This window comes from Streptomyces gilvosporeus (assembly GCF_002082195.1).
GTDB lineage: Bacteria > Actinomycetota > Actinomycetes > Streptomycetales > Streptomycetaceae > Streptomyces > Streptomyces gilvosporeus.
Window position 1 is genome coordinate 236,288 of sequence record NZ_CP020569.1, and the last position, 26,571, is coordinate 262,858.

The window sequence follows — 26,571 nt, forward strand, 5'->3', positions numbered from 1 at the left end:
CCTGCCTACCGTCAGTGGCATGGGATGGCAGACCGCGCCGGCCGCGCCGCATGCCGGCCGGCCGGACATCGCCGTCGACCGCCACTGGCGTGCGGATGCCCGGCGCGCCGTTGAGTACTCCCTGGCGTTCGTCGGTCCGATCATGCTGCTCGACTGGTGCTCGGGCGGTCTCACGCTGCCCCGCGCCGGGCTCTGGGTCGTACTCGGAGTCGCGATCCTCGTGATCTCCCTGCCTTCACGTGTGAGCGCGGGCGACGGGTGGCTGGCGGTACGGGGCCTCATGGGCGAGCGCCGGGTGCGTACCGATGCCCTGGTCGCGGTGGGGCAGAACGGCGGTATCGCCGTCCACCTCGTCCTGCGAGATGCCGACGGCCGGTGGCTGAAACTGGACCGCCAGGTCCTGGACGCCAATCCGCTGGTGTGGCACCTGATCGACGCCGGCGCCCGCCGCTCCGTCCAGCGCGGCACGCTGCGCCACGGCAGGCACGTCCTACAGGAGTTGGCGGACCGGATCGACGGGCAAGAGGCCCGCGCGGTCCTCATGGCTTCGGGAATGCTGTGAACATGCCGCTGTGAAGATGCCGCTCTCAACACGCGGTACGGGTACAGGTACAGGTACGGGCAACGGCGGCAGCGCGAGCGACCACGGGGGAACGGATGGGCCGGCACACGCGCACGCTGCGACCGGGCGCCCTGCGATCGTGGACACGCACACCGATCGGTGTACTCCTCTTACTCTGCATCGTGGCCCTGGCGGGCCTCCTACTGCGATGGGCACTGACCGACTTCCGCTACGCGACCGCCCTGTCAGGGACGCCCGGTACGTTCTCCGCCGGTCATTGCCACACCGTCCACCAAACCCGCGGCGGCGATGTGCACCCCTGCACGGGGACGTTCGTCGCGACAGAAGGCCGGTTCACCGATCACGCGGCGCACCTCGATGACAACCCGGTGGGGGTCGGCAAGCCCCTCAGGCTGCTCCGCGAGTCGGATGGCGGCTACCGCCGTCCGCTGGTCTCCACCGCGGTGCTGGATGTGGCCGCCGCCTTCGGCATCGTATGGGCGGCAGCAGTCGGGGCGGTGATGGTGTGCGTCGGCTCCCGCAGGATGTCCGCGGGCAACGGAAATCCGACCCGTTCGAAACCGCAACTCTGGCCTTCCCTACAGCTCTGGCTCACCGTGGTCGCCATCGGGAGCCTGGCTGCAGGGGTGTTGTCCCTGGTCGTAGGCGTCCTGATCGCGCTGACCGGCCACTGACCAGCGGCTGTACTCGGTGAAGTACGGCCCAGGAACCGCCCCTTCGCACCGCGCCCCGGGCGGCGTCCCTACGTGACGGTGCCGCCCCTTTCGCCGTGTCAGCCCAGCAGTCCGGTCAGCACCGCCGTTGTCGCGTTCAGCAACTGCTCGGAGGTCGGGCCACCTGCGGCGGTGCGGGCGAGCAGGCCCTCGCGTGCGGCCAGGATCACCTCGGCGGCCTGCTCGGCGGAGGCCCCGGGCGGTACCAACTCCGGCAGGACCCGCTCCAGCAGGACCGCCAGCGCCGCCGTCACCGTGCGGTCGTGTACGGCGACCCGCTCGGCGAGCTCGGATGTACGGGCGGCCAGCAGGCGGAACTCCAGGAACAGCAGAATCCACCCGGTTTCGGCGGCTTCGACCCGCAGCAGTGCCTCGACCAGCCGCCGCGCCCGCTCCTCGGGCCCCAACTGTTCGGCCGCGGCGGCCAGATGCTCCAGCTCGCTGATCCGTTCCGCTGCCTGTTCGTCGAAGAGCGCCAGCAGCAGGTCCTCCTTGGTGGCGAAGTTCGAGTAGAAGGCCCCACGGGTGTAGCCGGCGGCGGCGCAGATGTCCTCGATGCTCGTCCGCGCATATCCCGCGGACAGGAACAGCTCGCCCGCCGCCGACAGGATGCGGGCTCTGGTGTGGACACGGCGCCGCGGGGGCCGGGGCGTTGAGGGTTCGACCGGGGTGGGATTCACGGCAACCACGATACATGGTGTATTCAATACGGGTCGTATTGAAACGAGGTCGCGAGAGGACCACCGCCATGAGTCGACTGCTGATCACCGACGCGCACCTGCTCCACCCCGAGACCGGCACCCGTACCGACCCGGCATGGATCGAGGTCGCCGACGGCCGGATCGCCGCCACCGGCACCGGCCGACCGCCCGGCGCCGGGCAGGACGTACGGGTGCTCAACGCGGCCGGCGCCACCGTGCTACCCGGCCTGATCGACGCTCACGTCCACCTACTCGTCACCTCCCTCGACCTGCCCGCCATCGCCTCCTGGACCCCCGGATACCTGACCGTCCGGGCTCTCGCGGAGGCCGAACGGATGCTGCGCCGCGGCTTCACCACCGTGCGCGACGTCGGCGGCGCCGACCACGGCATGGCCCAAGCCCTGGCCGAAGGGCTGGCCCTCGGCCCGCGGCTCGTCCACGGCGGAAAGGCGCTCTCCCAGACCGGGGGCCACGGCGACCTGCGCCCGCTCGGCGACGACTCGGCGCCCTGCTGCGAGAGCCGTCCCGACTTCGCCCGGATCGCGGACGGCGTCGACGCCGTCCGCGCGGCGGCCCGGGACGAGTTCCGCAAGGGCGCCGCCCATCTGAAGGTGTTGCTCTCCGGCGGGGTGGCCTCGCCGCACGACGAGATCGCGGCCGTCCAGTACAGCGAGGACGAGATACGCGCCGCCGTGGAGGAGGCGGACAACCACAACCGGTACGTCACCGCGCACGCCTACCACCCGCGCGCCATCGACCGGGCCCTGCGCGCCGGTGTGCGCTGCGTCGAACACGGCAACCTGATCGACGACGCGACCATCAACCTGCTGCTGGAGCGAGACGCCTTCCTGGTGCCCACCCTGATCGCCTACGAGCAGACGGCGAAACTCAGCCGGCAGTCCGGCCTGCCGGAGTCGTCCTACCGCAAGCTCACCGAGGTCCGCGACCACGGGATGGCTGCCCTGGAGAAGGCCCACCGCGCGGGCGTCAACCTCGTCTACGGCAGTGACCTGCTCGGACCGCTGCACCCAGCCCAGTTGGAGGAGTTCACCCTGCGCGCCGAGGTCCAGCCCGCTGCGGATGTGATCCGTTCCGCCACGAGCACGGCGGCCCGCCTGCTGCGGATGGACGGCGAGATCGGCACCCTCGCGCCGGGCGCGCACGCCGACCTGCTCGTCGTGGACGGCGACCCGCTGGCGGATCTGGCCGTCCTCACCCGCCCCGGGCGGCACCTGCGACACGTGGTCAAAGCCGGTGCCGTCCTCTGAGAACGCTTCCGCTTACCGGCCGGTCGGCCTGATCAGTCGGTTCTGGATCGGGTGATCGCGACAGCGTCGGCGCATGAAGGCACAGGGGCCCTCGGTAGCTCGGTTTGCTACGCCACGCGAGCACCAGGGGCCCTGTGACCGAAGGTCGGGAAGACCAGCAGAGCGAACGCGGCGATCCGCTCGACCGGTTGGGCGTCGGGGCGAAAGGCCGCCCTGTCGACCTGCGGGAGTTGGTCACGTGCAAGCACCCCCGAACCGGTGTGGGCCGGTAACGGGGGTGCCATCGTGGCGCCATGTGGTTCGGTGAGCGTCAACCGACGAGGGCGCGTTCCCGCGGTGCGTGCGGCGCGGGGGCGGCGGCGTGCCGGTCGAGGTTCTCGCCCTCGACGTCCACCCGGGGAAGGAGCCGGTCCAGCCAGTTCGGCAGCCACCAGGCGGACCTGCCGAGCAGGGCGAAGAGCGCGGGCACCAGGGCCATACGGACGATGAAGGCGTCGAAAAGGACGGCGATCGCGAGGGCGAAGCCGATCATCTTGATGAAGTCGTTGTCCTCCATGATGAAACCGGAGAAGACGCTGGTCATGATGACCGCGGCCGCGGCGACGACCCGGCCGCCGTGCCGGAAGCCGTCGACGACCGCCTCGGCGGGGCGTGCCCCGTGGGCGTAGGACTCGCGCATCCGGCTGACCAGGAAGACCTCGTAGTCCATGGCGAGGCCGAAGACCACGCCGATCATGAAGATCGGCATCGTGCTCATGATCGGGCCGGTCTGCTCGATTCCGAGGACGTCGGCGAGCCAGCCCCACTGGAAGATGGCCACGACGGCGCCGAGGGCGGCGGTCACCGAGAGCAGGAAGCCGAGGGCCGCCTTGAGCGGGACCAGGAGGGAGCGGAAGACCACCATCAGGAGCAGGAAGGCGAGGCCGACGACCAGGCCGAGGTAGGGCAGGAGTGCGTCGTCGAGGGTCCCCGAGAAGTCGATGAACATGGCCGTCTGGCCGGTCACGAGGATCTGGGATGCGGTGCGCTGCTCCAAGTCATGTGCGGTGGCCCGCAGTTCGTGGACCAGCTCCTCGGTCTTGTGCTCGGTGGGGCCGGTCTTGGGGAGGACGGTGAGGATCGCGGTGTCGTCCGCCTTGTTGGCGGCGGCCGGGGAGACCGAGGCCACGCCGTCGGTCGTGCGGAGGGCCTCGCCGACCTTGTCGCCGGCGGCCTTGGCGCCGTTCGCCTGCACGGTGACCATCAGCGGTCCGTTGAACCCGGGGCCGAAGGACTCCGAGAGCATGTCGTACGCCTTGCGCTGAGTGGTCTTCGTGGACATCGAACCCTCGCCGGGCAGCCCGAGCTCCAGGCTCGCGGCCGGTACGGCGACGGTGCCGAGGCCGACCACGCCGACGAGCAGAACGGCCACGGGGTGGCGCAGGACGTAACTCGCCCAGCGGGCACCGAGGTTGGGCCTGCCGCTCCTGGTTGGGATGGCGGAGTGCTTGGCGGCCTTGCGCTGCCGGCGCTCCGACAGCGGCTTGACGGCGTACCGCAGGCGGCCCTTTCGGGCCATCACCTTGACCGGAGCGAGGCCTAGCAGGGCGGGGACCAGGCTGATCGCGACGAGCACGGCGACCGCGACGGTGCCGGCCGCGGCCAGGCCCATCTTGGTGAGCATCGGGACGTTGACGACCGCCAGTCCGGCGAGGGCCACGATGACCGTCAGCCCCGCGAAGACGACCGCCGAACCCGCGGTGCCGACGGCTCGGCCCGCGGCCTCTTCGGGGCTGCGCCCCTCGATCCGCTCAGCACGGAACCGGGACACGATGAACAGCGCGTAGTCGATGCCGACCGCGAGGCCGATCATCATCGCGAGCGTCGAGGTGGTGGCGGACAGGCCGAGGGTGGAGCCGAGCGCGGTGATGCCGCAGATGCCGATGCCGACTCCGATCAGCGCGGTGATCAGCGGCATTCCGGCCGCGATCATCGAGCCGAAGGTCAGGACGAGGACGATCGCGGAGACCAGGATGCCGATCTTCTCGCCGGTGCCGCCCATCGTCTGGTCGACCTTCACGGCGTCACCGCCGGCCTCGACGGTCAGGCCCGCTTTGCGGGCCTTCTTGAGGGCTCCGTCCAGCGCGTCGTGCGCCTTGTCGCTGACCTTCAGCGCGGAGACCTTGTACGTCACCACCGTGAAGGCGGTCGTACGGTCCTTGCTGATGCTGACCGCGGGGGTCTTGTACGGGTCGGCGGCGCCCACCACCTGCGGGGACGAGGTGCCCAACTCGGCGACAAGCCGGCGCACTTCGGCCCGCTCCCCGGAATCGGTGATCTTCCGGCCCTCGGGCGCCCGGATGACGACACGGGCGCCGGCGCCCTCGGCACGTGCGTCCGGGAACTTCTTCGCCAGCAGGTCGAAGGCCTTCTGCGACTCGGTGCCCGGCATCGAGAACGTATCGGCCGGCGGTGGCGGAGCGGAGGAGGCGGCGAAGCCCATGCCACCGAATATCAGCAGCCAGAGCAGCAGCGTCACCCCCCGCCTGCGGAAGGCGAGGCGGCCGAGTCTGGAAAGGAACGTAGCCACGGTGGGGCTCCCGTTGGGTTGGTTCGGTCGGTGTGTAGCCGGTCGGGTCGAGGCGGGTCGGCGCTTCGGGCGCCTGGGCAGCACGGCATGGCGCCATGATGGCGCATGACTGGCTCTTGCCTGACGCACGACTGGTGCTGGATCAGCGATGCAGGACCTGGGGCTTTATGGACGCAAGTCCGCAGGTCGGTGCTCAAGTCCTTTTGACGAAGGCCGCGTTGATGCTGCGGCGTTCGCGCCTCACCATCATGGCACATACATGGCGCCATTGCGAGCCAATATGACGCCACATGACACCGTGGCGCCATCGCCCTACCCACCGGACGCCCGTGCCGTCCTCGATGGCCATGACACCGCCGGGAGCCGCTGACGGAGGGCGGCCGGCCCGCCGACAGAAAACGATCAGCCCCTGACAGCGCCGGGTGGGGCTGTCAGGGGCTGGGGCTGCGCAGGTGGAGGTCGGCCTGGCGGCAAGACCGTGAACTGAGCGCTGTCTCGTTCGGCGAGGTGGTGATTACGGGTCAGCGGTCAGCGGTCAGCGAGCGAGCTTCCTGTAGAAGCACACCCGGTCCTGACCAGGGCCGTCGTAGTCGGTGTGTAGGGGCAGACCATCGACCACTCGGTCTCCGCGTTCGATCGTGAACCCCATAGCGCGGTGAAAGGCGATGGATCCGGTGTTTCCTGGCGAGGTGATCGCACGCAGTTCTGTGCGGCCTGCCTCGGCGGCACGTTGGAAGAAGGTCGTGTACAGGCGGCGGGCTGCCCCCTGCCCACGAAGATCCGGGTCCACTCCCACGAAGTGGATGTACGCCTCTTTGTCGTTGTCAGCGGCATGAAAACCGACGAGGAACGCCCTGACGCCGGCTTCGTCCTCCAGCACCAGACTCGTGCTGGAGAAGAACTGCAAGAACAGCTTGGGGAGGAGCAGCGAAAGCTCGCGCGCCTGCTGGGGGGTGCGCGAGTCCCCCCACCACTGCTGCACACAGGCGACGATCGCGCTGTGGTCGGAGACGCGGGCCTGGCGCAGCTCGGGCATGTCATTCCTTCTCGGAGCCAAGGGGTTACTGAAGGACCGGGTGGGGCGGGGTCGTGAAGTCGGCTGGGTGAGTGCGTGTTTCTGACCCCCGCCACTCTGGCTGCCTCCTGGCCGGATGTGAAGACGAGCCGGGTGCGGCGGCAGGGTTCAGTCGGTTGGAGTCTGGTACGCGATGTCGATGCCGGCCGAGCGAAGATGCGCCTCGATCAACACGGCCAGTCGGGCCCAGGCCGGCTTCTGGTCATCTCCGTGGTGGGTGAGCAGTTCGTACCGGATCGCGCCGTCGTCGCGGTCCTGAAGTCCGGCCAGGACGGGCAGCAGCGAGGGATCGGTAAGGAAGTGGTCGGCCAGGGCCGCGGCGAGTTCGTCGATCCGGGGGTCGTCGGGTTCCCAATCGCCGGCCCGCCAGCAGCGCTGGATCAGGGAGACGTACCGGGGATCGTCGAGGCCGCGCTCGATCTGGGCGAGATAGTTGTCGAAGCCTTCTGGTACCAGGGCCCTGACCAGCACCAGGGCCTCTCGGACCGTGGTCACGTCGTCCGCGGTGTATCCGAGGCCGGGCATCTGGTCCAGGAGCGCGCAGGCGCGGTCGGGTAGCAGGGCCCGGTCGCCACCCGTGAGCCGGTGCAACATGTCGCGCCGTGCGATCAGTTCGTCGATCCGGCTGGTGAGTTGCTGTTCGACGTCGATGAGCGCGGCGGCGAACCGTTCCGGATCGGCGTCCAGTATGGCCGCGATCTCGGCCAGCGGTACGCCTGCGCCGGCCAGCGTCCGGACTTGGACCAGCCGTAGCAGGTCGGCCGATCCGTAGCGTCGGTAGCCGGACCTGTCGCGGCGTGGTTCGTCGATCAGGCCGTGCTGGTGATAGTGCCGGATGGTCTTCACCGTGACGCCGGCGAATGTCGCAGCTTGGCCGATGGTGATGCCGTCTGTCATGTCGTCAGTGAACTCCGTGGGCGTGCGTGCTGCAGAACACTTCCTTGATGAGCCTCTGCGTCGCCTTCCCGAACTCCTTGGCCGTGTCGATTGCGGCGTCTCCGGAGGTTATCGAGGCGGTCAGGGTCTTACTGCCGTCGGGCGTGCTGATCATCAGCGCCCCATAGCCCCCCGGGGCGCCGCCGTTGTGGTGGACGATGGTGCCGCAGTTCGGGCCCGCGTCCTGCACCCACAGGCCGAAGCCGTAGCCGAGCTTCCCATGTGGCGTGCGCATCTCGGTCAGCAGCTTGGCCGGCAGGAGCTTGCCGCCCAGCAGTGCGGAGATGAACGTGTGGAGATCCTGGGTGGTCGAAATCATGTCACCGGCGCCGGCCAGGAGGGAGAGGTTCTGGCGGGTGACGTCGACCACCTTCCACTGGTGGGCGTCCTGGTAGCGGTAGTAGCCGTGGGCGTGCGGCTCAGGGAGCTGCGTCCCGGCGCCCGGCACGATGGTTTCCTTCAGCTTGAGCGGGCGCAGGATCCGCTGCTGCATTTCCTGGGCGTACGAGCGGCCGGTGACCTTCTCGATCAGCAGCAGGGCCAGCGTGTAGTTGGTGTTGGAGTAACGCTGGTCCGTCCCCGGCGCGAACGGCGGCCGCTTGGACAAGGCGAACCGCACGAGCTCCTCCGGCCGGTAGGTGTGGAACCGGTTGTCCACCCACTCCTTGCCCGCGGCGGGGATTCCCGGCACGTAGGTCCCGTCGTTGTAGCGTTCGCCGCCTGCGTAGTTGAACAACCCGCTGGTGTGCTGGAGCAGCATCCGCACGGTGATCCGACGGTCCAGGCCGAGTTTGGGCAGGTAGTGGGCCACCGGGGCGTCCAGCCCGATCTTGCCCTCGGCCACCAGTTGCAACACCAGGGTCGCGGTGAAGGTCTTGGTGGTGCTGCCTATCCAGAAGTGCCCGTTCGTCGGCGGCTTCGCGGCCTCGCCCAGCTTGCGCACCCCGGCGCTGCCGACCCACTCGCCCCGCTGATCGTGCACGCGAAGCTGCACGCCGGCGAAACCGGAATCGACGATGTCCTGCATGGCCTTTTGCAGTTCCGGGCGGTCCTGCCGGGCAGCGGCCTTCGGCGCGGCCGCACCGGGGTGCGCGGAGGCCACCCCGCATGCGGTCACCCCGGCCAGCAGTGTGACGGCCATCGCTGCGACCCCCACTCGCCGGAAGACCAGCGGCATCCGGACCCTGTTGTTGACGGTGTGGAGGGACTCACCCATGGTCATTCCTCATTTCGCGACAGTAAATGTGTGGCGCAGCTCGAAAGCGCAACGGCGGCCCCGGGCGGCTTCCGGCCTCTTCGAGGCGGCCATACGAGGAGTGTGAGCCCTGCCCCAAGGTCAAGGTCAACTCGCGCCGGCCTTGCGGGCGCCGGACCGCTCGCCGGTTCCTCAACTGCCACTCCCCTTGGGGCAGCTGGCCCGCCTGACGGTGAGGTGTCGAGACCGCCTCGCCGAAGAGAAGAAGAAAAGACGGGTTCCCGTGTCACATTGGGTCGGATCCGCCTCCCCTCTCTTCATTGAGGCGGCAAGGTGCCGTCCTCGGCGAGGAGGCGCTGATGAATCCGCATGAGGTCACGACGGGTGACGAGGGGCGCCTGCACTACTGGTGGGAGGGGCCGCAGCGGTCGGCTGGCGTGTTGCGGCTCTCGGGGTACCGGCGCGTCGACGTGGTCGCTCCCGACTCCCGTGGCGGGCGTCGTCGGCGCATCCGGTTCGCCGGCGCCGCGCCGTTGAAGCGGGGTGGTGCGTGGTGAGCATCGTCGACCAATCTCACACTCTGTCACCAGCACCGACCCGCCCATGAATTCATGAGATCGGTGCACCAGAGCTAGTCTCTCGGAGGGAGGGCCCCATGCTGATCGACTTCGTTCCCGACGGGAGTCTGTACCCCTTCGAGTCGCGCTGGTTCGACTCGTCCGTCGGCCGGGTTCACTACATCGACGAGGGGACCGGACCCACGATCCTGTTCTGTCATGGCTCTCCGGCGTGGAGTTTCCTCTACCGCCATATCGTGAAGGACCTGCGCGACCGCTACCGGTGTATCGCCATCGACTACCTGGGGTTCGGCTTGTCCGAACGCCCTGCGGGTTTCGGCTACACCGTCACCGAGCACACCGCGGTCCTCGGCGAGCTGATCGATCACCTACAGCTCGACGGCTTCGTCCTGATGGGACAGGATTGGGGCGGACCCATCGGGCTGGGCGCGGTCACCACGCGCGCGGACCGGGTGAGGGGGATCGTGCTGGGCAACACCGTGTTCTGGCCGATCGAAGCGATGGCGAACCGGGCTTTCAGCGTGATCATGAGCAGCCGTCCGATGCAGCGGCGGATCCTCGCACGCAACTTCCTCGTTGAGCGCGTCCTGCTCGCGGAACTCGGGCGCAAGCTCACCGCGACCGAGGCCGACCACTACCGCGCGGTGCAGCCCACCGCGGAAGCCCGGCGCGGACTCGCCATGATGCCCAAGGAAATTCGCGCCGCACGCCCGCTGCTGGATCGACTCGCCCAAGACGTGCCCGTCCTGCTCGGCGACAAGCCGACCCTGTTGGTGTGGGGAATGCGGGACATGGTGTTCCGTCCGAACCCCTGCATCCCGCGCATGCGTGCCGCCTTCACCGATCTCGACGTCGTCGAACTGCCGCACGCGCGGCACTTCATCCAGGAACACGCACCGGACGCGATCGCAGCGGCGATCGCGAAGCGGTTCCCGTGAGGAAGATCGACGAACGCCACATTGAGGCCTCCTGTGCAACGTGACGGTTGCGGTGTGTGACTGCCTATGGAGCGGCGAAGAGGCGATCCAGAGTCAGATGCGTGTGAGCCCCTGGTAGGAACGGGCCTGCGAAGATCACGTTCCGTAGAACTAGAGGCCCGGGTGACTCGGGACTCGCGAGGGAACCCGCACACGCTGGGCGAATTCAAGCAGGTCGTGCTCATGCTGCGCTGGTTGGTCGACAGTACCCGGCTGGCTCAACTCGCCCGGGACAACGGGCATCTCGCACCGACCATCTACCGTCACCTGCACGAGGGGCTGAGAGGGCGAGGGCTGCACCACCGTGGAAGGGTGGAGGGCAGACCACAAGGAGTTCCGGCACAGCGAAGAGATGCGACGCACCCTGGGAGACCCCCGTTTCACCGTGCACGACGCCACCCCAGTGGTCCTGGAACGCTTCCACGTTGCCGCCCGCCTGCAAGGCTCATGCTGATCAAACACTATTGCGCCCCAGATCGTGAGTCAGCACACAAGACACAACCGCCTCCGGCCGCTTCGAGGCCGAAGGCGATGTGCGCTCCACTATGTTGGCGCCACCCCAGGTGGGCCGGCCCGCCCGGGTCTACGTCGGCGGCGAGGCGTTTGCCAGCGGATCGGTCATGTCGGCAGAGAAGTACTGGAAGGCCCGCATCTCAAAGCGCTTGTCCCCGGTGAGTCCCGCGTGCCTCAGGCACCACCCCTGGGCTGCATCGGCCGAGGCGGTATCGACGCAGAACTCCCCGCAGTCCAGGCACGTACCGACGTACCGCACTGAACAGTCCGCACCCGCCGTCAGCGTCCACTCAGCGAACCGGTAATGGGCCCTCACCGTGCACCCCCAGGACGCTCAGGAGCATCGCTGCTCGCCGTCTCTATGGCGTCCATGCACTCGGAGAGACCACGCAGCATCTCCGCAGCTTCCTCTTCCGTCAGGTCATCCAGCCACGCCATACGAGCCTTGAGTCCCGCACGCACCTGATCCAGCTGCCGGTACAGCTCCCGATACCTGACGTGCCGGTCCCACATCTCCACCACCCCATCGCGCAGCCGCGACGTCATGAGACCTCCCGCATCGCGTGGGGGTGGCGGCGCATCTCGATGTTGCAGTCGATGACCTTCGCCTTGTCTCCCTTGGCGTGCGCCGCGGCCCGCTGCCTGGCCAGGGCGGCGCACACGTCGCACCCATCAACAGGCGTGGGCTCGGGCACCGGAACCGGGTCCGGCAGGTGAACAGGGCGGCAGTTGCGGGGCATCAGCTCGCCACCTCCATCCCGTGAATCCGACGCGGCCCGGCGTCGATCCCGTGCGACGCGAGCCACAACGCCCGCCGCCGTCCGCGATGCAATCGCCGTTCCTGGCGCTTCACGTCGGGGCAGAGCAGGGCCACGTTTTCGCCCCGGAACAGCCCCTGCTGCCGGGGAGGCGCTAGCGTCGGAGCGGCCTGGCACCGCACGGCGGGCGCTGAGCCGGCCGACCTATGGCGCCCCTGTGCGGGCAGTAACAGCCGCAGCAGCGATTCGAAGATCGTTCGGATAGTGTGGAGCACGCTGTCAACCTCCATGCGGTTGGTGGCCATGCCCCCGGACGTTCGCCGCGTCGCGGGGGTCTTGCTTGTCCTGTTGGCCCATCAACTCACCGAAGCATGGGTAGAGTTAATATTGAAAGGCTCCTTTTCAAAAACTGAGGTGGAGTCGTCCGGCGTGGTAGGCCACCATCAAGGGAGGTCGGGGGGCATGGGTTTGGGGAGTTTGCGTGACGATTTGAATCCGCTTCAACGCTTCGGCTACGAGGTGAGGCAGGTACGCAAGGGCCGCAAGATCACCCAAGGGCGTCTAGCGTCGGGGACTGGGTACTCAGTCGCCTACGTAAGCAAAGTGGAATCCGGGAAGGTGATGCCAAGCCCGAAGTTCGCACGTGGTTGCGATCACGTCTTCGGAACTAACGGATTATTCGAACGACTGCACCCAAACGCGGAGGGTAACGCTCCCGAGTGGTTTGAGCCCTACTTGAACCTTGAGCGTGAGGCTACGGCCATCCTGGATTACTCGTCCACGCTATTCATGGGGATTTTGCAGACCAGTGATTACGCCAGAGCCGTGATCCGTGCAGCCCATCCGAGGGAAGAACCCGCAGAGATTGAGGCGAAGGTTGATTCCCGGATCGGAAGGCGACGAGTAATGGAGAGGAAGAACCCCCCTATCTTGTGGGTGGTTCTTCACGAGGCGTGTCTGCGAACACTCGTCGGCAGCAAGAAAGTGATGCATGCTCAGCTTGAGCGAATCCTGCGCTTCGCCGAATCCCCGCAGGTCACCATACAGGTTCTGACTTTTAACGCTGGTGCGCCCCCATCTCATCTTCCCTTTACGCTGCTGCGGCATAGAGATAAGTCCATGAGACTCTACTCGGAAACGCCGTACCGTGGACATGTCGCCGACTCGGAAGCAGCCGTAAGTGACGCTGAAGCTACGTTTGATTTGCTGCGTGCCACATCACTTTCACCGGATGATTCACTGTCCTTCACTCGGAAGGTAATGGAGGAATACGACACATGAGCAACAAGCCGGACCTCAATCAAGCGGACTGGGTAAAGAGTAGCTACAGCGGCGGGAATGGGGGACAGTGTGTCGAATACTCAAAGACCTTTGTCCATTCTGGGACCGTTCCGGTCCGGGACAGTAAGCACCCACAAAGTTCAGTATTGATTTTCTCGGTGAGCGAATGGTCCTCATTCGTATCCGCCGTTAAGCGTGGGGAATTCTCCACCTGAACTCCCCCTAAGTTCACCGGAGTTAACCTCACAGCCTGACCCTCAAGCCCAAACGGCCACCCCCCGACACCATCACAGAGGGTGGCCGTTCACATGCCCGGGAACGCCGGATTGATTGAAAACTTCAACCATTGGACAAGAATCTAGTTCTCTCTGCTCCCCCTCGAGGAGGGGGACGGCCCGGCTCAGTCGCCGGCCCGGGCAAGCGCGAGATGGAGGCCGAAGACGCCGAGGGCTTCTTTCTCGCGCGGGTAGAGGTCTCGCGGATCGCGGCGACCGGAGTGCTGCGACGTTCACAATCCCTTGGCCAGGGAACGAAGTTCGGCGACTACGTCGGCAGCGGACGGTGCATGCTCCGGATCCACCAGCCACTGCAGCATCAGACCGGACAGCAGCGCGAGCGGCACCGAGCCGCCGAGGCCCTCGCGGCCCTGGCGCTGGCCGTCCGCCAGGCGCTCGCGTACCTCGGGCGAGTGCTGCGCCTGCACGGCGGCCTCCAATTGGGCCACCCACAGCGCGCGGTGCGTGGTGAAGCTGTCGATCAGCGCCTCCCAGCGGTCCTCCGGCCGGTCTCCGGGGGATTGGCCGGCGAGTGTCTCACCCATCTCGTCCACCGCCTCCACCAGGGCCTGCGTGAGCAGGGCGTCCCGGGAGCCGAAGTGGTAGCCGATGGCGGCGTGGCTAACTCCTGCGGCAGCGGCGATGTCTCGCACCGTGGTGCGGCCCCAGCCCCGTTCGATCAGGCACTTCTTGGCGCCCGCCAACAGATCCTCGCGGTTTCCCATGCCGGAGAGCATAGCAAGAGAGTTGACCATATGGTTCATCCAAATGGATTGACCATTTGGTCAAGGCGGCTCTAGGGTCCTTGCCATGACCACCAACTCCAAGGTTCTGATCTCGGGTGCGAGCGTCGCCGGACCCGCCCTGGCCCACCTGCTGCACCGCGGCGGCTACCAGGTCACCGTCGTCGAGCGCGCCCCCGCCGTGCGCGGCGGCGGCTACGCCGTCGACTTCCGCGGCGCCGCCTTCGAGGTGCTGGATGAACTCGGCGTCCTCGCCGAAGTGCGCGAGCACGACACCAAGATGCGCGGCACCACCCTGATCGACGAGACCGGTGCCGAGACCGGGCAGCTGCCCGCCGAGGCATTCGCCGGCGAGTTGGAGGTTCCCAAGAGCGACCTGACCCGGATCCTGCACCGCATCACCGCCGACGACATCGAGTACCTCTTCGACGACTCGATCGCGACGCTGACCGAGCACGAAGAAGGCGTCACCGTCGAGTTCGAGCGCGGCGCCACCCGCGAGTTCGATCTGGTCTTCGGTGCCGACGGGATCTACTCACGCGTGCGGGGGCTGGCCTTCGGCCCGCACGAGCAGGCACTGCACCACTTGGGCCTGTCCGGCGCCGGGTTCACCACCGACAACTACCTCGGCCTGGACCACCAGGGCATGCTGCAATTCGCCGGAAATGCAGCCATCTACCTGTTCAGCGCCGGCGACCCGCGCCGGCTCACCGTCAGCCTCTCCTTCGCCACCGACTCGCCCGCGCTGGACCGATGCGGCCGCGACGCGCAGCAAGACGCGGTGCGCGCCGCCTTCACCGACCGCGGCTGGCAGGCCCCCCGGCTGCTTGCGGCCATGACTGAGGCCGAGGACTTCTACTTCGCCTCCACCTGCCAGGTCCAGCTCGACAGCTGGTCGAAGGGCCGCATCGCGCTGCTCGGCGACGCGGGATATTGCGCCGCCCCGACCGCGGGCATGGGCACCTCCCAGGCTCTGCTCGGCGCCCGCTCCCTGGCCCGGCACCTGTCCGCAGCCGACGGCGACCACCGCGCCGCGTTCGCCGCCTACGAGGCCGAATTGCGCCCCTACGTCACCGAGAACCAGATCAAGGGCCGCGAAGCCGTCGCCATGTTCGGCGGCCGCACGACCGAGGGGTAAGGAGGGGTGCAGTGAAAGGCGGGTCTTCCGGCCCATCCTCAAGCGGGCTGCCACCACGGCCTCCTAGGGACTGTCCGGCGGGTCGGAGGGATAGACCGAAGCCCTGGACGGGTTAGTCAGATTAGTGAGTAAGAACTGGGAGAGCACGAGCGCCATGACCTGTACGCGATGGCGGGGCGGTCATGCGCCAGGTGATCGGGGAAGTGTCGGTAAGCCTGCGCCAGCAGGACGGCCTGATCGAAGAGAAGCGCTGGTCGCCGCAGCTGCATACCGACGGGTTTCGTACGGTGGCGCCGTGGCGGACGTTCCGGTGGTGGCCAATCGCCGCCAGGCCGATTGGCCACCACCGGGGGAACGCTGATCAAACGCACCAAGATCAACGGTCTAGTGTCCGAGCACATCACCAGCGTCTGCCAGCTCAGGGACATCTCCATTCAGCAGGCCCGCCTGCGAACGGGCCGGGACAAAGGCCCGATTGAGGGATTCTTCGGACTCTGCGACGGCCTGCTGCAGCTGCTGCCCGGCCACAAGGAGGGGCGGACATGCACGCACAAGGCCTGAATCCCGAGGGCGACGCATGGCGAACGGGCGGGCCCCCAGCCATTTCGGCAGTGTCGTACGGGCGTTGCTGCCGCTCGCGGACGCGCAGGTCAATCGAGGGTCGGCTCGTTTCGGGGCCGACTCGTTGCCGTGCGGGGAGGGAGGTCACGGCGCCGCCGTCCGACCGGGTTGCGCTGCCGCCATGCCGGGCCGCCGGTCGGGCTGGTGTAAGGGTGTGGCGAACGTGGCGAGCATCGCATAGAGGAATAGGATGCGCTGGAGCGCCTGAATCGCCACATTTCCGTCAAAATGATGGTGGGTGCCGGCCGCTCCTTCCCAATCGCCGCTGCCGTCTGAGTGGGGTGCACGCTGGTGCAGGCCGATGCCGTCGACCGCCGCCTGGCCCGGGATCCGATCGCGATCGTGGGCCTTGCCGGAATGTTCCCCAAGGCGCGGGACGTACGGGAGTTCTGGGACAACATCGTCACGGGCCGTGACTGCTCTCAGGAGGTCCCCGAGGCGTGGTGGCGCACGGACGACTACTACGACCGCGACCCCTTCGCCGAGGACCGGACGTACTGCCGCCGCGGGGGATTCCTGGATCCGGTGGTCTTCGACCCACGGGAGTTCGGGATGCCGCCGAACAGCGTGGACTCCGTGGGCCTGGTGCAGCTGCTGAGCCTGATGGTGGCCAAGGATGTGCTGGCCGATGCGGGCCTCGGGCGCCGGGAATGGTTCGATCCGGAGCGTGCCGGGGTGGTGCTCGGCGTGTGCGGGACCAACTCCACTCTGATCCCGCTCGCCTCCCGGCTGCTCGCTCCCGAGATGCTGCGGACCATGATCGCCCTCGGGATCCCCGAGGAGCGGGCGCGCCGGGTCATGCGTACGCGCCTGGCCGGTCTGCCGTCGTGGACCGAGGACTCCTTCCCCGGGATCCTGGGCAACATCGTCTCCGGCCGGGTCGCCAACCGGTTGAACCTGCGAGCCGCCAACCACACGGTGGACGCGGCATGCGCCAGTTCGCTGGCCGCGCTCCGCTCGGCGGTCGACGAACTTGTCAGCCGCCGCGCCGACTTGATGATCACGGGCGGCTGCGATACCGACAACACGATCGTCGCTTACCTGTGTTTCAGCAAGACTCCGGCGCTGTCGCTGAGCGGTCGGGTACGCCCCTTCGACGCGGAGGCCGACGGCACGCTCGTGGGCGAGGGCGTCGGAATGCTCGCGCTCAAGCGTCTGGAGGACGCCGAGCGGGACGGCGACCGGGTCCACGCGGTACTGCGGGGGCTGGGCAGCTCCAGCGACGGAATGGCGCAGAGCATCTACGCGCCGTGTGGCGAGGGCCAGTTGGCAGCGCTGCGGCGGGCGTACGAGGACGCCGACTGCACGCCGCGGTCGGTGGAGCTGATCGAGGCCCACGGCACCGGCACCCCGGCCGGCGACGGGGTCGAACTGGCCGCGCTCAGCGAGGTGCTGGCCTCCCCCGGTGAGCGCCGCTTCGCCGCCGTGGGCAGCGTGAAGTCGCAGATCGGCCACACCAAGGCCGCGGCCGGAGTCGCCGGGATGATCAAGGCGGTGCTGGCGCTGCGTCACAAGGTGCTGCCGCCCACCATCAACGTGGACACTCCCCACACGGCGGCCACCGGCGAGGACAGCCCGCTCTACCTCAACACCGCGGCCCGCCCCTGGGTGCGCGATGGCACCCGGGGGGTGCGGCGGGCCGGCGTCTCCGCGTTCGGTTTCGGGGGCGTCAACTATCACGCCGTCCTGGAGGAGTATCCCGGCGGGCCGGAGCATGTGCTGCACCGCACCCCGAGGGTCTGGCTGTGGCACGCCGCAGACCCGGATGAGCTGCGCAGGCACCTGGAGCGGGGTGACGCCCCGGACGACGGTCCGGTGCCGGCCGGGCACGCCCGGGTCGGCTTCGTGGCCACCGGGGAGGACCACCGTGATGAGCTGATGGCCACGGCCGTTCAGCAGTTGCGGGTGAACTCCGGCCATGACAGCTGGAGCCACACCCGGGGCATCCACTACCGCCGTACCAGCCTGCCGCCCGGCACGAAGGTCGGCGCACTCTTCTCCGGCCAGGGCAGCCAGTACGTGGAGATGGGCCTGCACGCCGCGATGGCCGTGCCCCCGGTGCGGGCCGCCTTCGACGCCGCGAACGGGCTCTTCCCCTCCCAGGACAGTCTGGCCCGCGCGCTCTACCCGCCGCCCGGGGACCGCGAGGGACCGGCCGCCGAGGACCGGCTGCGGCGCACGGCCTATGCGCAGCCGGCGATCGGCGCGCTGTCCATGGGCCAGTACCGCTACCTGCGGGAGCTGGGGTTCGCCCCGTACGGGCTGCTCGGCCACAGCTTCGGGGAGCTGACCGCGCTGTGGGCGGCCGGGGTCTGGGACGACGAGGCGTTCCTGGCGCTGGCCCGCGCCCGTGGGCGGGCCATGGAGCCCCCGCCGGGGCGGGCGGGCGACGCCGGCACGCTGGCGGCGGTGCGGGCACCGGAGCCGGAACTCCGGCAGGCGCTGTCCGGGCACACCGAGCTGACGGTGTGCAACCGCAATGCACCGGACGAGCATGTGGTCGGCGGCCCGGTACCCGCCGTCGAGCGTTTTGTGCGCGAGTGCGTCGCCCGGGGTGTCGCGGCGCAGCGGCTGCCGGTCGCCGCCGCCTTCCACACCTCCCATGTGCAGCACGCGGTCGAGGCGTTCGGCGCGGCCTGCGCCGCCACCGCCTTCGCGCCCCCTGCCCTGCGGGTGTACGCCAACACCGCCGGGGCGGCGTACGGCCAGGACGCGGAGGCCAACCGCCGCACGCTCACCGAGCAGCTGCTCCGGCCGGTGGACTTCGCCGCCCGCCTGGAGGAGATGTACGCGGACGGCGTCCGGGGCTTCGTGGAGTTCGGGCCCCGGCGCACGCTGACCGGTCTGGTGGAACGGACCCTGGGTGACCGCGGCGTGGCGGCGGTCCCCTGCGACATCGGCGGCGCCGCGGACAGCTGCGCGGCCTTGAAGCAGGCGGCTGTCCGGCTGGCCGTCCTGGGGCTGCCGCTGAGCGGTATCGACCGTTTCGACGCGCCGCCGCGGGCCGAGCGCCCCGCCCCGTCCAAGGTCGCCCGCACGCTGGAGGGCCCGCTCTTCGCGACAGTGGCCCGCCGCCCCGTCCACGACAGGCGCCTCGCCGAAGAGGCGGCCCGCATCGCCGAGGAGGAAAACGAGGTCCCGGACCGGACGGCGGAGGCCCCCGCGCCCGCCGGTGCCGTCGGACCCGCCCTCCAGGAACGGCACAGCGACCCGCTCTCCCGTGCCGCCGCCGAGCATCTGGCCGCGCACACCCGCTACTTGGACGGCCAGCTGCACACGGCGCAGCAGCTGACCCGCCTGCTGGGCCGGAGCGCAGCACAGGGGCAGGTGGACCCGTCACTGGCCGCGGCGGTCAACGCCGTCACCGAGCACAGTCTGGCGCTGGCCGACGCGCATATCAGGGCCGGGGAGGTCGTCACCGATCTGCTGCGCCTGCCGGACGACGGCCGGGCGCCGCTGCCGGGCCCCTACGCGGACGGCGACGCGAAGCCGGAGCTGCCGAACCAGGGCCCGGCACCGGAGGACGGCACCACCGCGCCGGCCGCCGAGCCGCCCGCCGATTCGGGTGCCGCGCCGGGCTCGGCCACGTCGGCGCTGGCGCAGCTGTGGGCCACGGAGGTGGGCGGCGCCCAGGACGAGCGGCCTGCGATGGACATCGACGACCTGGATCAGGCGGAGCTGGAGCGGGTGTTCCGCGAGATCGTGGCGGAGAAGACGGGCTACGACACCGACATGATCGAGCCCGATATGGACATCCAGCTGGACCTGGGCATCGACTCACTGAAGCAGGTGGAGATCGGTGCGGAGATGTGGCGGCGCTACCCGGTGATCAGTCGGAGCGAGTTGTACGAGTTCAGCACCGTCAGGACGGTGCGCGAGATGTCCCAGAAGCTGCATGAGGTCCTCACCAGCTCCCGGCCTCAACTGCAACTCGCCTTCGGCGACGGTGAACTCGGCCGCGCCTTCGTCGGGTTGCGCGAGCTCCCCGAGCCGGATGTGTGTCCGCACGCCTATCCGGACCAGCCGCACGCCCTGTTGCTGGACGACGGCGGCGATCTGTCCGCCGCGCTCGACGGGGCCCTGCGTTCCCGTGGCTGGCGGACCAGTCGCCTGTGCGTCCCCGGCACCGCGCCCGGCGACGCGGACGGGCAGGCGCGCACCAGGGTGCTGGAGGACTGGGAGGAGGCCACGCTCTCCGGGCGTCTCGCCGAGGTCCTGGCCGCGGAACCCCGGCTCGATCTGTGTGTCCTCCCGGTCGCCCCGGCCGCCCCGCTTCCCGCGGCCCGGGTCGTCGAACGGCTCCGGCACGCCGTCCTGGTGTCCAAGCACGCCTGTCCCGCCCTGCGGAGCGCGGCGGAGGGCGGTAGGCGGGCCGGGCTGGTGACGGTGACGCAGCTCGACGGGGCCCTGGGCTACGCCGGGTCCGGAGGCGATTCGGCCCTGGCTCTGACGGCCGGCCTCGGCGGGCTGGCCAAGACGGTCGCCCTGGAGGAGCCGGGCCTGTTCTGCCGCGCGCTGGACTTCGCCCCAGGACTGTCCACGGAGCACCTGGGCGAGGCCTTCGTTGCCGAAATCACCGATATCGCCACCGACGTGCGCGAGGTCGCCCGGGACGGAACCGGCCGTCGCACCCCGTCCCTGTCCGACGCGCCCGCCCCGCTGCCCCTCTCACCCCGGGCGGAGCCGGAGCCCGGCCAAGCGCAGGAAGCCGCGCAGAAGGCGGCGCTCACCGGGGAGGATCTGCTGCTGGTCACCGGCGGGGCGTCGGGGATCACCGCCTGGTGCGTGGCCGCGCTGGCCCGCGAGCACCCGTGCGGCTACGTCCTTCTCGGCCGCACACCACTGCCCGAGGAGCCGGAGTGGGCAGCCGGGGCGGACACTGCCGAGGGCCTGCGTACCGTCCTCGAGGCACGGGCACGCGAGGCGGGCGAGGACCCCACCGAGCCGGTGACCCGCACACGGATCGGCGAGCGTACGGAACAGCTGCTGCACCAGCGGCGGATTCGCGCCACGCTGGACGAGCTGCGCTCGTATGGCGCCGAGGCCGCGTACGTGGCCGCGGACCTCCGCGACCCCCAGGCGCTGGCAAAGGCCCTGGCCCCGTACACACCGCGCATCACCGGAGTCGTCCATGGCGCGGGCGTGCTGGGCGACAAGCCGCTGGCCGAGATGACCGCGGAGTCGATCACACCGGTGGTGGACACCAAGCTCCTCGGACTCCGGAATGTGCTCGACGTGCTGGACGCCGACCGCCTCCGGCATCTGGTGCTCTTCTCCTCCGTGTCCGGCATCTGGGGCAACCTGCGCCAGGCCGACTACGCCCTGGCCAGCGAGGCGCTGACCCGCTTCGGCTGCGCCTTCCGGGCGGCCCACCCCGGGTGCCGGGTCGTGCCGATCGCCTGGGGCCCGTGGACCGGCGGCATGGCGGCCCGCCTGCAGGAGATCTACCGGGACGCGGGGGTTCCGGTACTGACCCGGGAAACCGGTTGCGCGTACTTCCTGGCACGGATGAGCGGCCCGGACCGCGATGCGGACGAGGTCACCTTCGTGGGACCGCTCGCCCCGCCGTACCGCCGGGTCGACCGGCTGCCCGCCGAAGGGCTCACCGCCTACCGCATGCTGACCGGCCTCGGCGAGGAGCCCGTACTGCGCGACCACCGCATCGGTGAGGTTCCCGTGCTGCCCATGACGGCCGCCGTGGGCTGGGCACTGCACACCGTCGAACGCGCGCATGGTGGCAGTCTGCCGGTCGTCGAGTGCCGTGACTTCCGCATCGCCCGGGGGGTCTTCTTCCCGGACGGGCACCCGGAGCGGTTCCGGATCCGGCCGGCACCGCAGCCGGGGACCGGTCCGGACACCGTGCGGGTGACCGTTCACGAAGCCACCGCCGCGGAAGGACAGCTGCACTACGAGGGCATCTTCCGGCGGGCCGAGCGGGTGCCGGAGGCGCCGCACGAGCAGCTGCCGCCGTACGAGTTCGCCGAGGGACTGCACCCCGGCTACGAAGACGGGAGGCTCTTCCACGGCCCTACCCTGGCAGGTCTGCACAACGTCCTCGTGGACGAGCCAGGCCGGCTGGTCGTGACCGCCCGGATGCCCGATCCGCCGCTCGCCCGGGGGGCCTTCGGAGGCCGCCTCTACAGCCCGGCCCTGGCCGACCTCCTGCTCCAGGCCGGTCTGCTGAATCTGCTACCGCAAGGCGACGACGGCCGCCTTCCGCTCCCGGTCAGCGTCGGACGGGTGGAGCTGTTCACGCCGTTGCCCGACGACGAGCCTTTCGTGATCATCTCCGACGGCCGCTCCGGGGACGACCCGCTCTTCGCTACCGGCACGCTCATCGCCTGCGCGCCTGACGGACGGATCCATCAGCGCTGGAGCGGAGTGCGCACCCTGTGGGTCGATCCCGACATCGCCGTCCGCGGCACGACCGCGCAGGTCGGCGCACCCATCCACCGCCAGGCGTTTTCCCGGACCACATGATGGAAGAACTCACTTTCGAGGGGGTCCCCCTCGGTGAACTCACCGCCCCGCCCGGCCTCCCGCCGGCCCAGCAGGCGTCCGAGGCGCCGCCGGTACGGCCCGGCATCCCCGCCACCACCACCGGCGAACTGTCCGTGAGAATGGCCGAGCGGATCCAGCGGGCCCACGCCTCCGTACTCGATGCCCACCGAGCCATCAGCGCCTGGCAGATCGCCCGCACGGCCCCGGTCGACGGCACCCTGGACATCCCCTGGACCAACGGCCCGGATTCCCCCGACGGGCCGACGCCACTCACCCGACGCGAGGTGTGTGACGGCGTGGCAGCGGTCCTCGGGACAGCGGCGAGCGCGCTGCGGGGCGATGGCCCGGATCCGGGTATCGGCGCGGTCCAGGTGACGTGGCGCAGCGCCGTGTCGGACGCGCCCACGGCGCTGGACGCCCAACCCGCGCCCGGGGCACAGTCCTTGGGGACGGAGTGGCACATCCGCGACGGGGGCCGGGTCGTCGCCGTCGTCACCCCACACCCGCAGACCTCACCGTGGCCGCAACGACCGGCTCCCCGCTACCCGCGCGAACCGCGCCCCCTGGCCCGTACCTCGGTGGACCGACTGTCCGCCGCCGAGCTGGACGCCCTGGCCGTCGGTGACTTCGCCTCGGTCTTCGGCGCCGCCTTCGACCAGCGTGGCCTGCCGCCCGAGGCGCTCCCCGCACCATGGCCCGCCCGGATGCTGGAGGAGGTCACCGCCATCGAGCCCTGTGGTGGCACGTACGCCCAAGGACTCCTGCGGGCCACCGCGCACGTGACCGCGGACGAAGGTACCGAGGTCTGGCCGCGGCTCGTTGCGATGGCGACCGAACTCCTGCGGGTCTACGCCTTCCACCGCGGGTTCCACCTCTGCCTCCCCGGTGCCACGACCAGCCCCGTGACCGAGCGCCCCGTCCTGGTCGAAACGCTCCAAGCCGTAACGCCGCGGCACACCCCACTGCACCTGGAGATGGAGGTGGCCGAACTCGGGATGGTTCCCAGGCCGTACCTGATCGGCAACTGCCGGATCACCGCGGGAGGGCGCCCAGCAGCCCGCCTGCGCGACCTGGGCATCGCGCTGTGCGAAGGCCCGGGAGCCGATCTGGCCATCGGCCTGGATCGCGCGACCTGCCGCAAAAGCGCGGCCGGAGAGTGGGCAGTTGGCAGCGAACTGCACACAGCCATCGCCGCCGAAGGAGAGTACGAAGCCCAGATGCTCCACGGCGTACCGGACCCGCACGTCACCGCGCAGGTCCGCCCCCGTCTGCCCCGCGGCGACATGCTCATGGTGGACCGCTGGCGCGTAGCGCAGGCGGATGCCTGGCGCGAATACCGGACCGGCAGCTCGTACACCTGCGAATACGACATGCCACAGGACCCGTGGTACATCCGCGAGAACGCCGGCACACTGCCGCAACTGGCGCTGATGGAACTCGCGCTGCAACCCATGGGCCTGCTCAGCGGGCTCCTCGGCGTCCTGGGCGAGCACCCCGACCAGGACCTGTCCTGCCGCAACCTCGAAGGCAGCACCCGGCTGCTGCGTGACGTGGACCTGCGCGCCACGACGATCGAGCAGCACATCACCCTCACCTCGCACACCGCCCTGCCCGGCGGCCTTATGCACCGCTACGACTTCACACTGAGCACCGACGGCGCGCCCTTCTGCGCGGGCCGGGCCGTGCACGGCTTCCTCACCCCGGAGCTGATGGCCGAGCAGCAGGGCCTGGACGGCGGGCGCCACGTCCCGCCCTGGCTCGACCGCTGCCCGACCGCCCCCGCCCGGATGCGCCCGCTGGATCTGCGCGAGGACACCCGGCTGGGCCACGGGCGGATGGCGCTGCTGGAGGACGCGGTCCTGGTCCCAGGCGGGGGCGAGCACGGCGCCGGATATCTGCTGTGTACCAAACCGGTGCGCCCCGACGACTGGTACTTCGAGCAGCACTTCTTCCGGGATCCGGTGATGCCGGGCTCGGCCGGGGTGCAGATGCTCTACCAGGCCGTGCACGCCTATGCGTTGCACTCCGGTCTCGTGGATCACCTCCTGCCACACCCGCGCTTCGCCAACACGGTCGGCGAGGAAGTGCGTTGGACTTATCGGGGACAGATCCTCCGCCACCACCAGCAGGTCCGTGGCGAAGTCCACATCCGCGAGGTGCGCCGGGACGGCGAAGCCGTCCGGCTCCTGGCCGAAGGCAGCGTCTGGCGCGATGACCTGCGCATCTACCAGGTGGACAACATCGCCGTACGAGTCACGTCCGCGCGGCGGAACACGAGCGGGGAAGCGGGATGACGACCGTACGGCACGACCCGGAGGGACTGTACGAGGTGCTCTCGGCACTCGACCGTCCCTGCTGCATCGTCAGCAGCGGGGGCCGGGCGGGCGCCACCCACCACGCCCCCGCGCCGGGTTCCGGGACCACCCTGCTCGCCGCCGTAGGCCCGTTGGCTCCCCAACGGCTCGGTTCCGCGGACTTCCGGCGCCACCATGGCGTCCGCCACGCCTACATGGCGGGCGCGATGGCCGGCGGCATCGCCTCCGTCGAGCTGGTCACCGCACTGGCCCGCGCCGGACACCTCGCCTCATTCGGCTCCGCAGGGCTGCCCGAGGACCGCATCGACCAGGCCCTCGGCCGCCTGGAGACCGATCTCGGCGCCCGGCACCTGCCCTTCGCCTGCAATCTCATCCACAACCCCCTTGCCCCCGCGATGGAAAAGGCATGTGTGGACGCGTGCCTGCGCCACCGGGTGCGCTGTCTGGAGGCATCCGCCTTCGTCCAGCTCACCCCGGACCTGGTGCGCTACCGGGTCAGCGGACTGCGCCGCGACCCGGACACCGGGGTCCGGGCCGGGCACCGGCTGATCGCCAAGGTCTCCCACCCGCAGACCGCCGAGCTGTTCCTGCGCCCGGCCCCGCACGAGATCGTCGCCGACCTCACGGCCCGCGGACAGATCTCCGCCGAACAAGCCGAGCTCGCCCGCATCATGCCCATGGCCGACGACATCACGGCCGAGGCGGACTCCGGCGGGCACACCGACCGCCGCCCGCTGGCCGTCCTGCTGCCCGCCCTCATCCGGCTGCGCGACCGGATCGCCCGCGAGCACCCCCACCCGAACGGCGTGCTGGTACGGATCGGCGCGGCCGGCGGCATCGGCAGCCCCCACGCCATGGCGGCCGCCTTCGCGATGGGCGCGGCCTACGTCGTCACCGGATCGGTCAATCAGGCCACCACCGAGGCAGGTACCTCACCCGGCGTGAAACGGCTGCTGGCCCAGGCCGACCTGGCGGACTGCACCATGGCCCCGGCAGCCGACATGTTCGAACAAGGGGTACAGGTACAGGTCCTCGCCCGCGGAACCCTCTTCGCCGGCAACGCCACCCGGCTCTACCGCCTCTACCAGGCGCACACCGGCCTGGACGACCTCCCGCCCGACGCCCGCCATCTCCTCCAGGAGCGCATCCTGCGCAGCCCGTTGGAACGGGTCGTGGACGAGTGCACCGCCTACCTGAAGGACCGTCTGCCCGACCAGCTCCCACGGTTCGAACGGGACCCCAAACACCGGATGGCCCTGGTCTTCCGCTGGTACCTCGCAATGGCCTCCCGCTGGGCCACCTCCGGACAGACCGAACGCTCCCGCGACTGGCAGATCTGGTGCGGTCCGGCAATGGGCGCCTTCAACGCCTGGACCGCGGGCAGCGCACTGGCCGCCCCGGAACACCGCCAGGCCGCCACCGTCGCCGAACACCTCCTCCGCGGCGCCGCCTTCCACAGCCGAGTCAGCCAGCTACGCCTGTCCGGCGTATGCCTTCCGCCCTCCTGCACCGAATACCGACTGCCACCGCCCGGCGCCTCCCCTGCCTCCGCGGTCCCCGCCACCCGGCAAGCCCCCACCTGAGGGATTGCAGAGAATCATCCTGTTGATTCCCTGCTCCGGCGCTCTTTGCTGCGGACGAACTCGTTTCCATGCCATGCAAACGCCCCCCGCTGATCAGAAACTGCGGGATGAAAAACACCTGCAGAGACAAAGCGCAGGGGACATCGGGGCCTGGAACCTACAGCTCCTGGGACCTCTCCCCCAGGCCGTGCCTGCTCATCCAGCTCGGGCAGCACCAGCAACCGCGTGTTCCGCTGCAGCCGCTGAAT

22 protein-coding genes and 1 pseudogene are annotated in these 26,571 nt (G+C 69.6%); 13 read left to right on the forward strand and 10 right to left on the reverse strand.

What is annotated here, in order from left to right:
• Positions 1–19: 19 nt before the first annotated feature.
• Both B1H19_RS01230 and B1H19_RS01235 read left to right on the forward strand, forming a co-directional pair.
• On the forward strand, positions 20–562 hold the full coding sequence (locus B1H19_RS01230; RefSeq protein WP_083102421.1) for a hypothetical protein: 543 nt from the start codon (positions 20–22) through the stop codon (positions 560–562).
• 182 nt (positions 563–744) lie between these two features.
• Positions 745–1,257 (forward strand): hypothetical protein, encoded by a 513-nt coding sequence (locus B1H19_RS01235; protein ID WP_159027920.1) that lies wholly within the window; start codon positions 745–747, stop codon positions 1,255–1,257.
• A gap of 98 nt (positions 1,258–1,355) precedes the next feature.
• Here the strand turns inward: B1H19_RS01235 and B1H19_RS01240 are convergent, their stop codons facing one another.
• Complete coding sequence (locus B1H19_RS01240; protein ID WP_159027921.1) at positions 1,356–1,976, reverse strand: TetR/AcrR family transcriptional regulator; 621 nt, start codon at positions 1,974–1,976, stop codon at positions 1,356–1,358.
• Positions 1,977–2,044: 68 nt separating this feature from the next.
• On the opposite strand from B1H19_RS01240, the gene B1H19_RS01245 reads away from it, so the two are divergent.
• Complete coding sequence (locus tag B1H19_RS01245) at positions 2,045–3,265, forward strand: metal-dependent hydrolase family protein (protein ID WP_083102424.1); 1,221 nt, start codon at positions 2,045–2,047, stop codon at positions 3,263–3,265.
• A 310-nt stretch (positions 3,266–3,575) separates the two neighbouring features.
• Here B1H19_RS01245 and B1H19_RS01250 read toward each other — a convergent pair whose 3' ends face one another.
• The 4 genes from B1H19_RS01250 to B1H19_RS01265 all read right to left on the reverse strand — a co-directional run bounded on the left by B1H19_RS01250 (position 3,576) and on the right by B1H19_RS01265 (position 8,872).
• The gene (locus B1H19_RS01250; protein ID WP_083102425.1) at positions 3,576–5,834 is read right to left on the reverse strand and encodes an MMPL family transporter; all 2,259 of its coding nucleotides are present in this window, start codon (positions 5,832–5,834) and stop codon (positions 3,576–3,578) included.
• A 535-nt stretch (positions 5,835–6,369) separates the two neighbouring features.
• Entirely contained in the window at positions 6,370–6,870 is a 501-nt protein-coding gene (locus B1H19_RS01255; RefSeq protein WP_083102426.1) for a GNAT family N-acetyltransferase, read from the reverse strand.
• 147 nt (positions 6,871–7,017) lie between these two features.
• Complete coding sequence (locus B1H19_RS01260; RefSeq protein ID WP_083102427.1) at positions 7,018–7,806, reverse strand: MerR family transcriptional regulator; 789 nt, start codon at positions 7,804–7,806, stop codon at positions 7,018–7,020.
• A gap of 4 nt (positions 7,807–7,810) precedes the next feature.
• Positions 7,811–8,872: a serine hydrolase domain-containing protein gene (locus tag B1H19_RS01265; RefSeq protein WP_237289742.1), complete on the reverse strand. Its 1,062-nt coding sequence runs from the start codon at positions 8,870–8,872 to the stop codon at positions 7,811–7,813.
• 527 nt (positions 8,873–9,399) lie between these two features.
• On the opposite strand from B1H19_RS01265, the gene B1H19_RS01270 reads away from it, so the two are divergent.
• From B1H19_RS01270 to B1H19_RS39485, 3 genes and pseudogenes are all read left to right on the forward strand, one after another.
• On the forward strand, positions 9,400–9,597 hold the full coding sequence (locus B1H19_RS01270; RefSeq protein ID WP_083102428.1) for a hypothetical protein: 198 nt from the start codon (positions 9,400–9,402) through the stop codon (positions 9,595–9,597).
• Between the two features lie 98 nt (positions 9,598–9,695).
• Entirely contained in the window at positions 9,696–10,556 is an 861-nt protein-coding gene (locus B1H19_RS01275) for a haloalkane dehalogenase (RefSeq protein ID WP_083102429.1), read from the forward strand.
• Between the two features lie 322 nt (positions 10,557–10,878).
• Positions 10,879–11,049, forward strand: a pseudogene (locus B1H19_RS39485) (ASCH domain-containing protein); the annotation flags it as partial.
• A 129-nt stretch (positions 11,050–11,178) separates the two neighbouring features.
• On the opposite strand, the gene B1H19_RS40955 reads toward B1H19_RS39485, so the two are convergent.
• The 4 genes from B1H19_RS40955 to B1H19_RS01300 are packed head-to-tail and all read right to left on the reverse strand — an operon-like array spanning position 11,179 to position 12,171.
• Complete coding sequence (locus B1H19_RS40955; protein ID WP_083102430.1) at positions 11,179–11,424, reverse strand: DUF7848 domain-containing protein; 246 nt, start codon at positions 11,422–11,424, stop codon at positions 11,179–11,181.
• Positions 11,421–11,654 (reverse strand): hypothetical protein, encoded by a 234-nt coding sequence (locus B1H19_RS01290; RefSeq protein WP_083102431.1) that lies wholly within the window; start codon positions 11,652–11,654, stop codon positions 11,421–11,423. Before B1H19_RS01290 ends, B1H19_RS40955 begins: the two co-directional genes overlap by 4 nt.
• Complete coding sequence (locus tag B1H19_RS01295; RefSeq protein WP_083102432.1) at positions 11,651–11,848, reverse strand: hypothetical protein; 198 nt, start codon at positions 11,846–11,848, stop codon at positions 11,651–11,653. Before B1H19_RS01295 ends, B1H19_RS01290 begins: the two co-directional genes overlap by 4 nt.
• Entirely contained in the window at positions 11,848–12,171 is a 324-nt protein-coding gene (locus tag B1H19_RS01300; RefSeq protein WP_083102433.1) for a hypothetical protein, read from the reverse strand. Before B1H19_RS01300 ends, B1H19_RS01295 begins: the two co-directional genes overlap by 1 nt.
• Between B1H19_RS01300 and B1H19_RS01305 the strand changes: the two genes are divergently transcribed.
• Both B1H19_RS01305 and B1H19_RS01310 read left to right on the forward strand, forming a co-directional pair.
• A complete protein-coding gene (locus tag B1H19_RS01305; protein WP_335755958.1) occupies positions 12,170–13,147 on the forward strand; it encodes a helix-turn-helix domain-containing protein in 978 nt (325 codons plus the stop codon). The two genes, B1H19_RS01300 and B1H19_RS01305, sit on opposite strands and share 2 nt — an antisense overlap.
• Complete coding sequence (locus B1H19_RS01310) at positions 13,144–13,362, forward strand: DUF397 domain-containing protein (RefSeq protein ID WP_083102435.1); 219 nt, start codon at positions 13,144–13,146, stop codon at positions 13,360–13,362. The genes B1H19_RS01305 and B1H19_RS01310 overlap by 4 nt, the downstream gene beginning before the upstream one ends.
• 293 nt (positions 13,363–13,655) lie before the next feature.
• Here B1H19_RS01310 and B1H19_RS01315 read toward each other — a convergent pair whose 3' ends face one another.
• Positions 13,656–14,147: a TetR/AcrR family transcriptional regulator gene (locus B1H19_RS01315; RefSeq protein WP_083109355.1), complete on the reverse strand. Its 492-nt coding sequence runs from the start codon at positions 14,145–14,147 to the stop codon at positions 13,656–13,658.
• A gap of 85 nt (positions 14,148–14,232) precedes the next feature.
• Between B1H19_RS01315 and B1H19_RS01320 the strand changes: the two genes are divergently transcribed.
• From B1H19_RS01320 to B1H19_RS01340, 5 genes are all read left to right on the forward strand, one after another.
• On the forward strand, positions 14,233–15,303 hold the full coding sequence (locus B1H19_RS01320) for an FAD-dependent monooxygenase (protein ID WP_083102436.1): 1,071 nt from the start codon (positions 14,233–14,235) through the stop codon (positions 15,301–15,303).
• A gap of 387 nt (positions 15,304–15,690) precedes the next feature.
• Positions 15,691–15,864 carry a hypothetical protein gene (locus tag B1H19_RS01325; RefSeq protein WP_159027922.1) on the forward strand — a complete coding sequence of 58 codons (174 nt, stop codon included), beginning with the start codon at positions 15,691–15,693 and terminating at the stop codon, positions 15,862–15,864.
• 351 nt (positions 15,865–16,215) lie between these two features.
• Positions 16,216–22,404: a type I polyketide synthase gene (locus B1H19_RS01330; RefSeq protein WP_237289009.1), complete on the forward strand. Its 6,189-nt coding sequence runs from the start codon at positions 16,216–16,218 to the stop codon at positions 22,402–22,404.
• Complete coding sequence (locus tag B1H19_RS01335; RefSeq protein ID WP_083102438.1) at positions 22,401–24,719, forward strand: hypothetical protein; 2,319 nt, start codon at positions 22,401–22,403, stop codon at positions 24,717–24,719. The genes B1H19_RS01330 and B1H19_RS01335 overlap by 4 nt, the downstream gene beginning before the upstream one ends.
• Complete coding sequence (locus B1H19_RS01340) at positions 24,716–26,323, forward strand: PfaD family polyunsaturated fatty acid/polyketide biosynthesis protein (RefSeq protein ID WP_083102439.1); 1,608 nt, start codon at positions 24,716–24,718, stop codon at positions 26,321–26,323. Before B1H19_RS01335 ends, B1H19_RS01340 begins: the two co-directional genes overlap by 4 nt.
• Positions 26,324–26,571: the final 248 nt, after the last annotated feature.

What these genes read in the sequence shown, in the direction of transcription:
- B1H19_RS01335 (WP_083102438.1), top strand. Translation starts at nt 22,401, where the DNA reads ATGATGGAAGAACTCACTTTCGAGGGGGTCCCCCTCGGTGAACTCACC.
- B1H19_RS01255 (WP_083102426.1), bottom strand. Translation starts at nt 6,870, where the DNA reads ATGCCCGAGCTGCGCCAGGCCCGCGTCTCCGACCACAGCGCGATCGTC.
- B1H19_RS01320 (WP_083102436.1), top strand. Translation starts at nt 14,233, where the DNA reads ATGACCACCAACTCCAAGGTTCTGATCTCGGGTGCGAGCGTCGCCGGA.
- B1H19_RS01230 (WP_083102421.1), top strand. Translation starts at nt 20, where the DNA reads ATGGGATGGCAGACCGCGCCGGCCGCGCCGCATGCCGGCCGGCCGGAC.
- B1H19_RS01315 (WP_083109355.1), bottom strand. Translation starts at nt 14,147, where the DNA reads ATGGGAAACCGCGAGGATCTGTTGGCGGGCGCCAAGAAGTGCCTGATC.
- B1H19_RS01270 (WP_083102428.1), top strand. Translation starts at nt 9,400, where the DNA reads ATGAATCCGCATGAGGTCACGACGGGTGACGAGGGGCGCCTGCACTAC.
- B1H19_RS01265 (WP_237289742.1), bottom strand. Translation starts at nt 8,872, where the DNA reads ATGCAGGACATCGTCGATTCCGGTTTCGCCGGCGTGCAGCTTCGCGTG.
- B1H19_RS01245 (WP_083102424.1), top strand. Translation starts at nt 2,045, where the DNA reads ATGAGTCGACTGCTGATCACCGACGCGCACCTGCTCCACCCCGAGACC.
- B1H19_RS01295 (WP_083102432.1), bottom strand. Translation starts at nt 11,848, where the DNA reads ATGCCCCGCAACTGCCGCCCTGTTCACCTGCCGGACCCGGTTCCGGTG.
- B1H19_RS01340 (WP_083102439.1), top strand. Translation starts at nt 24,716, where the DNA reads ATGACGACCGTACGGCACGACCCGGAGGGACTGTACGAGGTGCTCTCG.
- B1H19_RS01290 (WP_083102431.1), bottom strand. Translation starts at nt 11,654, where the DNA reads ATGACGTCGCGGCTGCGCGATGGGGTGGTGGAGATGTGGGACCGGCAC.
- B1H19_RS01275 (WP_083102429.1), top strand. Translation starts at nt 9,696, where the DNA reads ATGCTGATCGACTTCGTTCCCGACGGGAGTCTGTACCCCTTCGAGTCG.
- B1H19_RS01305 (WP_335755958.1), top strand. Translation starts at nt 12,170, where the DNA reads ATGCCCCCGGACGTTCGCCGCGTCGCGGGGGTCTTGCTTGTCCTGTTG.
- B1H19_RS01310 (WP_083102435.1), top strand. Translation starts at nt 13,144, where the DNA reads ATGAGCAACAAGCCGGACCTCAATCAAGCGGACTGGGTAAAGAGTAGC.
- B1H19_RS01260 (WP_083102427.1), bottom strand. Translation starts at nt 7,806, where the DNA reads ATGACAGACGGCATCACCATCGGCCAAGCTGCGACATTCGCCGGCGTC.
- B1H19_RS01300 (WP_083102433.1), bottom strand. Translation starts at nt 12,171, where the DNA reads ATGGCCACCAACCGCATGGAGGTTGACAGCGTGCTCCACACTATCCGA.